At 69.0% G+C, this 12,900-nt stretch carries 12 protein-coding genes; 6 read left to right on the forward strand and 6 right to left on the reverse strand.

The genetic code is table 11. The annotated features are described in order from the left end of the window. Window positions 1–36: 36 nt before the first annotated feature. Window positions 37–990, forward strand: a complete 954-nt coding sequence (locus QUE68_RS27365) for an SGNH/GDSL hydrolase family protein (protein WP_284229910.1) — start codon at window positions 37–39, stop codon at window positions 988–990. Window positions 991–994: 4 nt separating this feature from the next. On the opposite strand, the gene QUE68_RS27370 is transcribed toward QUE68_RS27365, so the two are convergent. Continuing rightward, complete coding sequence (locus tag QUE68_RS27370; RefSeq protein WP_284229914.1) at window positions 995–1,885, reverse strand: mycobacterial-type methylenetetrahydrofolate reductase; 891 nt, start codon at window positions 1,883–1,885, stop codon at window positions 995–997. A gap of 198 nt (window positions 1,886–2,083) precedes the next feature. Here QUE68_RS27370 and QUE68_RS27375 point away from each other — a divergent pair, with 198 nt between their 5' ends. Beyond that, window positions 2,084–3,085, forward strand: coding sequence for an ABC transporter substrate-binding protein (locus tag QUE68_RS27375; protein WP_284229916.1), 1,002 nt, complete (start codon window positions 2,084–2,086; stop codon window positions 3,083–3,085). A 49-nt stretch (window positions 3,086–3,134) separates the two neighbouring features. On the opposite strand, the gene QUE68_RS27380 is transcribed toward QUE68_RS27375, so the two are convergent. From QUE68_RS27380 to QUE68_RS27395, 4 genes are read right to left on the reverse strand one after another with little or no spacing between them, the layout of a single operon-like run. Continuing rightward, window positions 3,135–3,956, reverse strand: a complete 822-nt coding sequence (locus QUE68_RS27380) for an ABC transporter ATP-binding protein (RefSeq protein WP_284229918.1) — start codon at window positions 3,954–3,956, stop codon at window positions 3,135–3,137. A 12-nt stretch (window positions 3,957–3,968) separates the two neighbouring features. Then, on the reverse strand, window positions 3,969–5,027 hold the full coding sequence (locus tag QUE68_RS27385) for a FecCD family ABC transporter permease (protein WP_284229920.1): 1,059 nt from the start codon (window positions 5,025–5,027) through the stop codon (window positions 3,969–3,971). Then, complete coding sequence (locus tag QUE68_RS27390; protein ID WP_284229921.1) at window positions 5,024–6,046, reverse strand: iron chelate uptake ABC transporter family permease subunit; 1,023 nt, start codon at window positions 6,044–6,046, stop codon at window positions 5,024–5,026. Before QUE68_RS27390 ends, QUE68_RS27385 begins: the two co-directional genes overlap by 4 nt. 3 nt (window positions 6,047–6,049) lie before the next feature. Then, window positions 6,050–6,859 carry a siderophore-interacting protein gene (locus tag QUE68_RS27395; RefSeq protein WP_284229924.1) on the reverse strand — a complete coding sequence of 270 codons (810 nt, stop codon included), beginning with the start codon at window positions 6,857–6,859 and terminating at the stop codon, window positions 6,050–6,052. Between the two features lie 113 nt (window positions 6,860–6,972). Between QUE68_RS27395 and QUE68_RS27400 the strand changes: the two genes are divergently transcribed. From QUE68_RS27400 to QUE68_RS27415, 4 genes are all read left to right on the forward strand, one after another. Beyond that, window positions 6,973–7,176 carry a hypothetical protein gene (locus tag QUE68_RS27400; protein ID WP_284229926.1) on the forward strand — a complete coding sequence of 68 codons (204 nt, stop codon included), beginning with the start codon at window positions 6,973–6,975 and terminating at the stop codon, window positions 7,174–7,176. After that, entirely contained in the window at window positions 7,173–8,186 is a 1,014-nt protein-coding gene (locus QUE68_RS27405; protein WP_284229928.1) for a hypothetical protein, read from the forward strand. Before QUE68_RS27400 ends, QUE68_RS27405 begins: the two co-directional genes overlap by 4 nt. A 52-nt stretch (window positions 8,187–8,238) precedes the next feature. Then, window positions 8,239–9,156 (forward strand): NADP-dependent oxidoreductase, encoded by a 918-nt coding sequence (locus QUE68_RS27410; protein ID WP_286274748.1) that lies wholly within the window; start codon window positions 8,239–8,241, stop codon window positions 9,154–9,156. A 109-nt stretch (window positions 9,157–9,265) separates the two neighbouring features. After that, a complete protein-coding gene (locus tag QUE68_RS27415; protein ID WP_286274749.1) occupies window positions 9,266–10,648 on the forward strand; it encodes an HNH endonuclease signature motif containing protein in 1,383 nt (460 codons plus the stop codon). Window positions 10,649–10,666: 18 nt separating this feature from the next. On the opposite strand, the gene QUE68_RS27420 is transcribed toward QUE68_RS27415, so the two are convergent. Next, a complete protein-coding gene (locus QUE68_RS27420) occupies window positions 10,667–12,895 on the reverse strand; it encodes an acyl-CoA dehydrogenase (protein WP_286274750.1) in 2,229 nt (742 codons plus the stop codon). Between the last annotated feature and the right edge of the window lie 5 nt (window positions 12,896–12,900).

Genomic DNA, 12,900 nt, shown 5'->3' on the forward strand with positions numbered 1-12,900 from the left:
AGTGGCACGGTCGGTGGTTCTGGGTATGAAGGGGTGATGGCCACGACGCGGACGACCCGGATCCGCCGCACGGCGGTCGCCGTCCTCGCGACGGCATCGCTCGTCTCGGCCTGCGGGGATACCGCGCGGGCACCCGTCCCGCCGGGTGCCGGGGCACCGTCGGTGGTGACTGATGAGACACCGCAGGGCGGTTGGACTCCCGGCAACGGCCCCACCTACGTCGCGATGGGGGATTCGGCCGCGGCCGCGCCGCTGGTCCCGCCGCAGGCGCAGCCCGCCGGGTGCCTGCGGTCGACCAACGACTATCCGTCGGTCCTGGCCCGCCACGTCGAGGCGTCGGCCTTCACCGACGTGACGTGCAGCGGCGCGCGGACCGAGCACCTCGCGTCGCGCTCGCAGTCCACCCTCACCGGGGACGTGCCGCCGCAGCTGGACGCCGTCACCGCGGACACCCAGTTGGTGACGGTCACCGTCGGCGGCAACGACGTCGATCTGCCGACGATCGCCGCGAACTGCCGCCGGACGAGCCTGGACGTCCAGCCCTGCATGCCCGACCTGGTCACCGACGGCGTCGACACCATCTCCCAAGCCATCGACGCGGATGCCGACGACTGGTCGGACCTCGTGGCCGCCATCCGCGACAAGGCGCCGGCGGCGCGGGTGATCGTCGTCGGGTACGGCACGTACGTGCGGCCCGAGGGTTGTTTCCCCGACGAGCCGATCAATCCGACCGACGCCGCCTACTTCCAAGCGAAGATCGACGAGCTCGACGGACGGCTGCGACGGATCGCCGAGGATGCCGGCGCCGAATTCTTCGACACGCGCGCACTGTCGGTGGGCCATGACATCTGCGCCGCGCCGGAGGATCGCTACATCGAGGGCTTCGCCCCGGTTCGGCCCGCCGCGCCCCTACATCCCAATGGCGCGGGCACCCAGGCCGTCGGCTCCGCGCTCGCCGACTACGTCTTTGCGGTGCCTGCCAGGCGCTGAGCGATCAGCGGTCGGGCGACCAGTAGTCCAACATCTCCGCGAACGTGTCGAAGGCCGGCCGGGACACCCCGTAGGTGGCCTCGAAGTGGATGCTCAGCGGGAAGCCGAGGGCTCCCACACCGTCGATGACGCGCTTGTAGAGATCGAGCATCTGCTTGCGCTTGTCCGCGGGGTCTGCGGCCGCCAACTCCTTGACGAAGGCTTGCTCGGCCGCGACGGCGGCGTTGCCGGGATCTTGGATCAGCCAGTCGATCAGCCCGACGTTGGACTCCATCTTCGGCACGAACCCGAACGACAGCAGGATCTCGGGGCGGTGCTCGGTGGTCCCGGCGAAGTCGGTGAGGAAGCCGACGATCGCGTCCGAATACAGCAGCTGCGTCATCCCGTAGGTGGCGCCCTGGTCGCATTTGAAGTTGAACCGACCGTGTTCCCCGTCGCGGGTCGGAATGAGGATGGCTCCGCGGTTCGGCACGACTGCGTCGTACATCGACAGGGCGTCCGTCGGGGCGACGCCCGCGCCCTCGCCGTCGGCCATCGTGCGCGGTACGCCCACGAAGGCGATGCCGTCGAAACCGGCATCCCGCAGGTCGCCGAGACGTCGAGCCAGCGCGGGCTGGTCGAGGAACGAGGTCACCTGGGTGCAGAGTCCGTTCATCGCCGGCAGTTCCGGCTTGATGATCGACCAGTACTCGAGCACGTCGAGCTTCGGCTTCATCTCGATGGGACGGTCGTCGTCCTCCTCGATCATCCCGGGGATCATCACGTGCCGGATGCGGCCCTCGATGCCGGCGTCGGAGGCGAGCTGCAGCACCTTGTGGGCCTCGTCGACGGCGTACGCCGCGCCGCGGTCGACGTTGGGCGGGACGAGTTCCAGCGCGATGGTGTTGAGGGCCAAGAGACTGCTCCAATTTCACGTCATCGGGCGACACACGGCGTGCGTGGCGCTCCGTTGCGCATGACCCATGTTTGCGGGCCGCCGGGACGACACCCTACCGATCGGTGCCGGAGTGGGCGCTGCGGCGCCAAGTGCACTGTAGCGAACCTCGACTATGGACCGCTCCTGATGACAAGTTAGTAATGTTAGCCTAACCAAATGTGGTCATCTCGAATCTCCTCCCGGCCGCCTCGCGCGTGGGCCCTCCTGTCCGCGATCGTCCTCGGGTTCACGCTGCTGACCGGGTGCGGCAGTTCCAGTACGCCGGCGGCCGAGACGACCGCCGCGGCCGACACCGTCACCATCACCCACCGGTTCGGTGAGACGAAGATCCCCGCCAACCCGCAGCGGGTGGTCACGGCCGGGTGGATCGACCAGGACTTCGTCCTGTCGCTGGGTGTCATCCCCGTCGGCAGCCGTGGCGGGTACTTCGACAACTACGACGACTTTCCGTGGGTGCAGCGGGAGACCGCCGGCAAGGGCGTGCCGTCGATCGACGGGGACACCATCAACTTCGAGGGCATCGCGGCGGCCAAGCCCGACGTCATCTTCGCCATCAACGAGACCATCGACCAGAAGACCTATGACCGGCTCTCGCAGATCGCTCCCACCGTCGTGCAGTCCGCGGACTACCCCGACGAGGAGACGCCATGGAACGTCCAGCTCGTGACCACGGGCAAGGCGCTCGGCCGCGAGGACCGGGCTCAGCAGTTGGTGGATCGGGTCGACGCGAAGTTCGCCGAGGCGACGGCAGCGCATCCCGAGTTCGCCGGCAAGACGCTCATCTCCGACTTCACCTCGGAGGCCAACGCGCACTACGTGATCGGCAAGGGCGATCCGCGCAATGCGATCTTCGACCGGCTCGGGTTCGACACGAAGGACACGGTCGGCGACGTCTCCGAGGAGAAGCTGGATATCCTCGATGGTGACGTGCTCTTCGTCAACGGCCTGACCAAGGAGCAGATGGCGGCGGTGCCCTCCTTCCAGCGCCTGGCCGTCGTCCGCGACGACCGCACGCTCTACGCCGGCTCGGACTCCACGCTCAGCGGTGCGATCGCCTTCGGCGGACCCGACGCGATGCTCTACGCCCTCGACGTGCTCGTCCCCCAACTGAGCAATGCGCTGACCGGCAAGCCCGTCGCCGACCTGTCCGACGCCTGAACCCACCCTCCTCGCCGAGCAGTCGCAAAGGGCCCTTAAACTCCGCGATTCAGGGCCCTTTGCGTCTGCTCGCGAGGAACCGGCGCGACGCCCGCGGGATCACCAGCGGCGTCCCCGTCTCGGGGTCGTCGATGACCTGGCACGCCAGTCCGTAGACGGCCTCGACGAGGTCCGCGGTGATGACGTCGGACGGGTTGCCCTGCGCCACGACCGAACCCGCCTTCATGGCGATGATCTCGTCGGCGAAACGGCACGCGTGGTTGAGGTCGTGCAACACCGCCACGATGGTGCGGCCCTGCTCGGCGTTCAGTTCGGCGAACAGTTCGAGTAGTTCGATCTGATGGGCGATGTCCAGGAACGTGGTCGGCTCGTCGAGCAGGATCAGCGGCGTCTGCTGGGCGAGCACCATCGCGATCCACACGCGTTGGCGCTGGCCACCGGAGAGTTCGTCGACCGGTCGTCCGGAGATCGAGGTCACGCCCGTCGCGGCCATTGCGTCGGCGACCGACCGCTGATCGTCGCGGGAGTACTGGCGCAGCATGGTCTGATGCGGGAAGCGTCCGCGGGTGACCAGGTCGGCGACCGTGATGCCCTCGGGTGCGATCGACGTCTGCGGAAGCAGACCCAGCCGCCGGGCCACGTCTTTGGTGCGCAGGCGGGTGATGTCGCTGCCGTCGAGGATCACCTGTCCCCCCGAGGGACTCAGCAATCGCGCCAGACCCCGCAGAAGCGTGGACTTGCCGCAGGCGTTGGGGCCGACGATGGCGGTGACCGCACCGGGGTGGATCTCGACGGTGAGACCCTCGACGATCGGGGTGGCCCCGTAGCCGAGCGACAGGTCTCGAGCGCCGAGGCTCGCGTATTCGGACATCATCCCCTTCCGTCACCGACGCCGCGCCTGGACGACGAGCAGATAGACGAGGTAGAGCCCACCCAGCGTCACGGTCACCGCACCGACCGGCAGCTCGGCGGGTGCGAAGACCTTGACGGCGATCAGATCGCTTGCCAGCAGCAGGAACGCCCCCATCACCGCCGCCGACGTCAACCCGACGCCGGGGGCACCCGTCAACCGCCGCGCCAGTTGCGGTGCGGCCAGCGCCACGAAGGAGATCGGGCCCGCTGCCGCCGCCGCGACCGCGATCAGCAGCACTCCGATGCCGAAGTAGGCCAGTCGAATTCGCTCCGGCCGCAGGCCGACGGCGCCTGCGGCATCATCCCCCATCTGCAGGATGGGGAGCGCGGGCCCGACGACCAGCAGCATCGCGACGGCGATGACCAGGCCGCCCACGACGGGAAGGACCTGCGCCCACTCCAGTCCGCTGAGCGACCCCTGCTGCCAGATGGATGCCGTAATCGCCTGACGCAGGCGGCTCTTCAGGATGATCCACTGGCAGAGTGAACTCAGTACCGCGCTGACGGCGATCCCGACGATGATGAGGCGGAAGCCCGCGAGCCCATTGCGGTAGGACAGCACGTAGACGACCACGGCTGTGGCGAGGCCCCCGAGCACTGCGCTCACCGCAATCGTGTAGTAGCCGCCGCCGAGCAGTGCGATCGCGATCAGGGCCCCCGCGTAGGCGCCGAAGTCGAAGCCGATGACGTCCGGGCTTCCCAGCGGGTTGCGCGTCAGCGCCTGGAAGATCGCGCCGGAGATGCCGAGAGCGGCACCGATCAACAGCGCCAACAGGATTCGCGGCATCCGCCACTCGAGGACCAGGACACTCGCGAAGGAGTGGTCGCGACCCAGCAGGATCGACAGCACCTGGCCGGGCGCGACGTCGTACTGGCCGACACCCAGCGCAAGGACGGCCAGCCCCAGCGCCGCCGAGCCGAGGATCGACAGCACCGCGAGGCTGCGCCATGGCACCCGCAGCGACACCGTGGGCTCGCGGCGGAGGACCAATTGCCGGTGCCCGAAGTCAACCGTGTCGAGCGGGCTCACAGCGCGGCCGCGCCTCTGCGTCGGACCAGCCAGATCAGGACCGGGGCGCCGACGAGGGCCGTGACGATTCCGGCGGGGAGTTCCCCCGGGCGCGTGACGACGCGGCCGAGGACGTCGGCCGCCAGCAGCAGCGCCGGGGCGACGAAGACGCAGTACGCGCAGATCCACCGCCAGTCCGGGCCGGTGAACCACCGCACGGCGTGCGGGACCATCAGCCCTACGAAACCGATCGGTCCCGCCCCGGCGGTGGCCGCGCCGGCGAGCAGCGTGACAGCGAGGAGACCGATCACCCGGGTGCGAACGACGTTGCCGCCCATGGCGACCGCGAGATCATCGCCCAGCGCGACCGCGTTCAGCCCTCGGCTGACGTACAGGCACAGCGCCACACCGATCACGACGAAAGGCGCGATCACGCCGACGACCGCCAGGGAGTGGCCGTCGAGCGCACCGGCGTCCCAGTACCGCATCGAGTCGAAGGCGCGGGGATTGCGCAGCCGGATGCCGAAGGAGATACCCTCCATCACCGCACCTGCCGCGACACCGGCGAGCAACATGCGGACCGGGGTGGTGGCGGCTCGGCCCGTCATCCCGATCAGGTACACGAACACCATGGCCGCGAAGGCCCCGACGAACGCGAACCAGACGTAGGACCACATCGAGCGCAGTCCGAGGAAGGCGATCGCCGCGACGACGAAGAGCCCCGCACCCGAGTTGATACCGAGGATCTGGGCGTCGGCCAACGGGTTTCGCGTCACCCCTTGGATCAGCGCCCCGCTCAACCCGAGCGCGATGCCCACGACGATCCCGAGCAGCGTGCGGGGGATCCGCAGATCGTGCACGATCCACTGGTCCCCGATATCGCGGTAGTCGGTGACCGCCTGCCACACCGTCGACAGCCCGACGTTCTCGGTGCCGACCGCGAGGCTTAGCACGCAGGTTCCCGCGAGCACGGTCGCCGCCAGGCAGAGGCCGACGATGCGATGCCGGCTGGTGCTCGCGGAGATCGTCGCGGTGTCCAACGGTTAGAGCCCGACCCTCTCGAGCGCTTCGTCGTACTCCTCGGCGGCGACCTTGGCGCCCTTGCCCTCGGCCAGTGCCCGTTCGTAGACCGCCAGCATCTCCTCGCCGACCGCCTCGTACCTGCGGTCCCACGTCTCCGAATCGAACCGCCAGTACCCGACGACGTCGTATTGGTCGGCGTGCCAGCCGTGTTCGCGACGCAGCTGCTTGCGGACGCCGCGGGTCGCACCGGCCTCTCCGGCGAACCAGCAGTAACCGCGACCGTCGGGATGCGCGTGGCCGCGGACCAGCTCGCCGAGTTTGCTTGGGGCGTAGCCATTTCCGGTGCCCACCGTGACCACCATCGGGACGTCGGGCCTGGCGGGCAGGTAAGCGACATCCGAGTCATCGGCGACCTCGAGGATCACCGAGGCCTCGGCGCCGGCGGGAAGTTCGTCGAGGATCCGCGCCAGGGCGGGCAGGCCGGAGAGGTCGGCGACCAGCAGCTGCCAGCGGGTCGAGGGTGCGGGGCGGTACCAACTGCGGGCGTGATCAAGCCTCACCCGATCGCCGACTCGCGCCCGCCGGGCCCAGTCACTGGCGAGGCCGTGCTGATGTATCACGAAGTCACACGTGATCTGGTGCTCGCCGGGACCGCGGCGTCGCACGCTGTAGTTGCGGCCCTCGGTGCCGTCCGAGAAGTAGACGCCGAGGGCCTCGTCGCCCGCGCCGGGGAGGCGCAGTTCGGTGATCCGGGGGACGTCGAAGACGACGCGTCGCATTCGCGGCCCGACGTCCGAGACCTCGGCCACGAAGCCGTCCGCCGTCGTCATGCAGTGAAGGCTAACCTAAGCTTGCGGCGGGGAGACGGGCACCTGCGAGCGGACGATGGCGCGATAGCGTCTCCGAGAGTCCACGTTGTTCAGACCCATGACAGGAAATCCCGATGCCCAGCCTGGCCGATGCCCTCGGTGAAGAGCCTCCGGCCACGGTGAGCGCCCTGCCCGACGACGTGCTGGCCCGCCTCGCCGAACACATCGAGGATGCGCGCCGCCGCCAGGCCGCGACGATGGACTCCGCAGCGACGGCCGCACTCAAGGGCGTGCCGCTGCCGTTTCGCGGCATGGTCCGCAAGGCGCTGCTCGGATGACGGACACGCTGAGCCGGATTGCCGTACTCCTCGGAGTCGACACCAGCGATCTGGATGCTCTGGTGTCGGTGCCGGACGACGACCTGAAGACACTGCACGCACAGATCGCCAACCGGCTCGCGGCCGACAAGCGACACCGGTTCGCGCGCGTGGCGGGGTTGGCTCAGACGATTCCCGGGCCGATTGCCGGAAAGCTCGCCGAGAAGTTCCTGTCGCCGGCCGGCGCCGCCCTCGTCGCCGAAGTCCTCGAGCCAGCCAAGGCACGCGACCTCGTCGATCGGATCTCGGTCGGCTATCTGGCAAGTCTGGCGATCGCCCTCGACCCGATCCGCGCCCAGCACGTCGTGCGGGCGGTCCCGGCCGCGCGCGTGGGCGAGGTCGCTCAGGAGTTGTTCCACCGCAAGGAGTACGTGGCGATGGCGGGGTTCGTCGGCGCCGTGGAGGTGGACGGCCTGTTCGCGTCACTCGGCGTGGCGTCCCCACATGACCTCCTCGCCGTGGTGCCGCTGCTGACGTGGAATGCCGATCTCGACCGCGTCATCGCCGAACTACCCGAAGCGCAGATCGACCAGATCGTCAACGACCTCGACGTCGGCGAACTCGCCGACCTGGCGCTGGCAGTAGAACCGCACCGGTTCGGACCGATCGTGCAGGCGGTACCGGTCGACACCGTGGCAGACATCGCGGGCGTACTGCTGGAGCGCGACGAGCACACCGCCATGTTGAGATTCGCCGGGGTGATCACCCCCGAGATGGTCTCCGCCGCTCTGAAGCAGGCGTCCGAGCCGCAGCTCCGCCGCCTGATCGCCGAGGTCGGGGCAGGCCAAATGTGGGCGGAACTCGATCGGCTGGTCGACGGTCTCGATCCCGAGAGCCGGGACCGGCTGGTCATCGCCTTCCGGAATGTGCCCGCAGAATCGCTGTACCCCCTACGGGTGGCTCGCCGTGACGGCCTCCTCGGCCGCACCGCCGCCGAGCTCCTCGACGCCGCACTCGATCCGAGGCCTTGACCGGCGCCGTGACCTGCGATTGCCGAGGGACGGTTCTGGGTACGACTCGTTGATGGTCAAAGCATTCGGATACAGAAGCAACGGTGGCCCCGACGTCCAAGAATTCCTCGACCTGGACATGCCCACGCCGATGCCGGGCGAACTGTTGGTGGAGGTGCGCGCCGCGGGCGTGAATCCCGTCGACTGGAAGATCCGCTCGGGCATGCTCGGCGCGGCCAGCGAAAGCGACCTACCCGCCGTGCTCGGCAGCGAGGTCTCCGGTGTGGTGCGAGGTGTCGGCAAGGACGTCGACGGCTTCTCCGAGAACGACGAAGTATTCGGTTCCGTCGCCACTGGTTCCGGTGGGTACGCCGAATACACCCTCGTCACCGCGAATGCCGCTGCGCACAAGCCCGTTCACGTGTCCTTCACCGACGCCGCCACGCTGCCGGTGGCTGCGGCCACCGCATACGACGGCGTGACCCAATTGGGCCTCGAAGAAGGTCAGACACTTCTGATCAACGGCATCGGAGGCGGTGTCGGCGTCGCCGCCGCCCAGATCGCCAGAGACTTCGGCATCAACGTCATCGGCACCGCTAGCGAGGACAAGCGGGCGCTGGTCGAGTCGCTCGGTGCCACGTTGATCGCCTCCGGGGACGATGTCGACGACCGCGTCAGGCAGATCCTGCCCGATGGCGTCGACGCGATCCTCGACCTCGCGGGTGGCCAGGCCCTGCAGGCCGTGGCCGGCCTCATCGACGACCGGACCAAGCTGATCAGCGCCGGTGATTCCGCGGTCGCCGACCTGGGTGGCCACATGGTCGAGCGCGACCGGACCCACCGGGTCCTCGAGATCGTCGCCGCGCTGGTGGCCGACGGCAAGCTCGATCCCCACGTCGAGGACGTCCGTCCGCTTGACGAGGCTGCCGACGCGGTGGCAGCCGTCGAAATCGGCCATGCGAGAGGCAAAGTCGTCATTCAGGTCAGTTGAGTTCGATCGGGATTTCGGGTCGTAGTCCCTGAAAACTCTTCTGTCACTTCAGTTTCACTGGTCACATCGGCGGGGCGTTCTGTCGGTGGGTCGAACTAGTGTTCGAGTCATGATTTCGGATCGGGTCACCACCGCGGTCGCCGCCTACCGCGCGGCGGCCGCGGAGCTGGCCGAGCTGGACTGCGACGCGTTCACCCACACCGAACTCCTGGAGCTGCTCGGCGAGGTGGAGACCGTCCCGTGGGCGATGCCCACCCTCGAACACCGGGTCATCGCCCGCCTGCAACGCGAAGCCGCCCCGACCGCGCTGGGCGCGAAGTCCTTGAAGGACGTCCTCACCCAACGGTTGCGAATCTCGGGCCGCGACGCCGCCCGCCGCCTCGCCGAGGCCACCGAACTGGGCCCCCGCACCGCGTTCACCGGAGAACCGTTGGCGCCCATGTTCGAGCCGACCGCCGTCGCGCAGTCCGAGGGACGGATCGGGCCCGAACACGTCACCGTGATCAGCGACTTCTTCACCACACTGCCCCACTGGGTGGACCCCACCACCCGCGAACAGTGCGAGACCGACCTGCTGGGGGTGGCGACCAAGTTCGGACCCGACGACCTCCGGCGAGCCAGCGCACGGCTGGCGATCCTGATCGATCAGGACGGCCCCGAACCCGATGACCGCGACCGCGCCCGCAAACGTCAGGTGCACCTCGGTCCGCAGCAGCCCGACGGGATGAGCCGCATCACCGGCTGGCTCACTCCCGAGGCGCGCGCCACCTGGGAACCGATCCTCGCCAAACAGGGCGCCCCGGGCATGTGCAACCCCGATGACTGCACACCGTGCACCTCGGGCACCCCCAGTCAGGCCCAGATCGACGCCGACACCCGCACCCTCGGCCAGCGCCAGCACGACGCGTTCGTCGCGCTGGGACGCACCGCGTTGTCCTCGGGAGAACTCGGCCAGCACAACGGGTTACCGGTCACGGTGATCGTGTCCACCACGGTGCAAGACCTCGAGAAGGCGACCGGCAGCGGCGTGACCGCCGGTGGGTCGCTGCTGCCGATGGCGGATCTGATCCGGATGGCGTCGCACGCGATGCACTACCTGGTGGTGTTCGACCAGCACACCGCCGAGGTGCTGCACTGCGGGCGGTCCAAGCGGATCGCCCCCACAGCGCATCGCATCGTGCTGCACGCCCGCGACCGCGGCTGCACCAAACCCGGCTGCACCGTCCCCGGCTACGGCACCCAGGTCCACCACGTCAACGGCTGGGCCAAGAACCACGGACAAACCAACATCGACGAAGAAGTCCTCGCCTGCGGCGCGGACAACCGCCTCGCCGAACACGGCTGGACCGTCACCATCGGACCCAACGGCGTCGAATGGATCCCACCCCCCGAACTCGACACCGGCCAACCCCGCATCAACTACCACCACCACCCGCAGCGGTTGCTCGCACCCGACGACGACGGTGACGAAGGCGACGGGCACGCGGCGTAGCTGCGCGTCCGCGCGGGGCTACCCGCGCGGCAAGCCCAGGATCCGCTCGGCGATCACGTTCAACTGGATCTCCACCGTGCCCCCGCCGATGAGGAATGCCGGCACGAACATCTCGTTGGAGACCACGTCGGCGGGTGCGTGCCGGAGACTGGCCCCCGGACCGATGAGGTCCAGGGAGATGGCTGCGGTCGTGCGACCGAGTTCCGCCGACGCGGCCTTCACCACCGACGTTCCCGGGCTGAGGCGGTCGCCGTGGAGCTGACGTACCGATTCCCGATAGTTCAGCGCCGCAACGCCGGTCGTCTCGGCGACGATCTCCCCGAGCGCCTCGATGGCGTCGGCGCGATCTCCCCAGTACGAACCCTCGTCGATGATCCTGCGCACGCGGTCGTCGTCACCGAGTGTCATCATCGAGCTGATCGTCGTCCGCTCGCTCCCCAGCGTGGTCATGGTCAGCGCCCAGCCCTCGCCGCGCTGCCCGAGTAGTAGGTCATCGGGCACGAAGACCTCGTCGAGGAAGACCTCGTTGAAGTGCGCGTCACCGCTGGGCTGCCGCAGTGGTCGCACGGTCACGCCGGGCGCGTGCATGTCGACCAGGAAGTAGCTCAGCCCGCGGTGCTTCTTCGCGGCGTCCGGCTCGGTGCGCGCCAGACAGATCGCCCAGTGCGCGTGGTGCGCATCCGACGTCCACACCTTCTGCCCGTTCAGTGTCCAACCGCCATCGACCTTCTCGGCCTTGGTGTTCAGGCTCGCCAGGTCCGATCCCGCCTGCGGCTCGCTGAACAGCTGGCACCAGATGATGTCACCGCGCAGCGTGGGGCCGGCGAACCGTTCCTTCTGCGCCTCCGTACCGTGCGCGAGGATCGTTGGCACCGCCCAGTCGCCGACCAACACCTTCGCCGGGGCGAGGTCCCGCTTGGCGTACTCCTCGGCGATGATCACCTGCTGTGCGGCCGTCGCGCCGAGCCCCCACGGTGTGGGCCAGTGCGCCGCGACCAGCCCTGCCGCAGCGAGGAATTCGCGGCGGCGCCCCTTGGTGTAGACCTTCGTCGGATCGTCGGTACTCGGTTCGTCGGGCGGTAACGCGAGCGCCTCGTCGAGTACACCGCCCACCCATCCGCGGAACTCGGGGTCGTCGGTCTCACTGGTCGAGATCGTGAAGTCCCGCTTCGTGCCGAGCGCCACCTCGCCGAGCCGGCGGACGGCCGACCGCACCGAACCAGCCTGTGCCGCAACGCTGATCGCCCGTCGCCAGTACAGGTGGAGGTCGTGCTCCCAGGTGACGGCGATACCGCCGTGAATGGTGATCGCCTCCATCACCGCGTCGACCGCGCGGCCGAGGCCGATGACGATCGCCGTCTCCGCCGCGACCCGTTGCTGATCGGCATCCTGATCGAGGCTGCGGATGGCGTCGGCCGCGACGGCGGACGCCAACTCCTCGGCGATGAACAACCGCGCGGCCTTGTGCTTGACGGCCTGGAACATCCCGATGGGCTGCCCGAACTGTTCGCGCACCTTGGCGTAGTCGACCGACGCCGTGCGGCACCACCGCATCACGCCGGCCGCATCGGCCGCGAGCAGCCCCACCGTCATGGTCCTGGCCGCGGTCGCGTCCACACCGACGATCTCGTCGCCGGCCACCACCAGGACGTCGTCGAGTCGCAGTCCACCCACGTCGCGAGTCAGATCGGTACCCTCCAGCATTTCCCGGGTGACACCTGGCGCGGCGGGATCGAGGTGCAGCCAGACCTCACCGTCCGGGGAACCCGCGCCGACGACCAGATGTGCGGCCGACATCAGGCCGAGCACCGGCAGGCTCGCACCCGAGAGCGCCCAGCCATCACCGCGACGTATCGCCGAGATGCCGTGCGACGGTGGGACGACGGCGCCCGTCGCCCCCTCGGCGAAGGCCCGGAGCAGGACATCCCGCGCGGCTCCTTCCCCGCCGAGCGCCACCACCGAACTGGCCAGCACCGTCGGCAGCAGCGGCCCGGGAAGCATTGCGGCGCCGGCAGCTTCGATGACGACGGCCAGTTCCTCGAAGCCACCGCCCTGGCCGCCGAACTCCTCGGGAATGTGGACGGCGTGCAGCGCTTGGCGAACCAGTTCGGCCCAGAACGGCTGCTCGACTCCCGCCGCGAGGTGGTCGAGCGCGTCACGCGTCGTCGCGGTCGGGGTGTGCCGTGCCGCGAAGCCGGTCACGGACTCGGCGAGCGCCTGGTGGTCTTCGGTCAGAGCGATGGCCATCGCGC

The sequence above is a fragment of the Mycolicibacterium sp. TUM20985 genome (assembly GCF_030295745.1).
Taxonomy (GTDB): domain Bacteria; phylum Actinomycetota; class Actinomycetes; order Mycobacteriales; family Mycobacteriaceae; genus Mycobacterium.

Excerpts from the sequence above, each read along its gene's own strand:
- QUE68_RS27415 (WP_286274749.1), top strand. The coding sequence starts at position 9,266 with ATGATTTCGGATCGGGTCACCACCGCGGTCGCCGCCTACCGCGCGGCG.
- QUE68_RS27410 (WP_286274748.1), top strand. The coding sequence starts at position 8,239 with ATGGTCAAAGCATTCGGATACAGAAGCAACGGTGGCCCCGACGTCCAA.
- QUE68_RS27420 (WP_286274750.1), bottom strand. The coding sequence starts at position 12,895 with ATGGCCATCGCTCTGACCGAAGACCACCAGGCGCTCGCCGAGTCCGTG.
- QUE68_RS27405 (WP_284229928.1), top strand. The coding sequence starts at position 7,173 with ATGACGGACACGCTGAGCCGGATTGCCGTACTCCTCGGAGTCGACACC.
- QUE68_RS27380 (WP_284229918.1), bottom strand. The coding sequence starts at position 3,956 with ATGTCCGAATACGCGAGCCTCGGCGCTCGAGACCTGTCGCTCGGCTAC.
- QUE68_RS27400 (WP_284229926.1), top strand. The coding sequence starts at position 6,973 with ATGCCCAGCCTGGCCGATGCCCTCGGTGAAGAGCCTCCGGCCACGGTG.
- QUE68_RS27365 (WP_284229910.1), top strand. The coding sequence starts at position 37 with ATGGCCACGACGCGGACGACCCGGATCCGCCGCACGGCGGTCGCCGTC.
- QUE68_RS27395 (WP_284229924.1), bottom strand. The coding sequence starts at position 6,859 with ATGACGACGGCGGACGGCTTCGTGGCCGAGGTCTCGGACGTCGGGCCG.
- QUE68_RS27375 (WP_284229916.1), top strand. The coding sequence starts at position 2,084 with ATGTGGTCATCTCGAATCTCCTCCCGGCCGCCTCGCGCGTGGGCCCTC.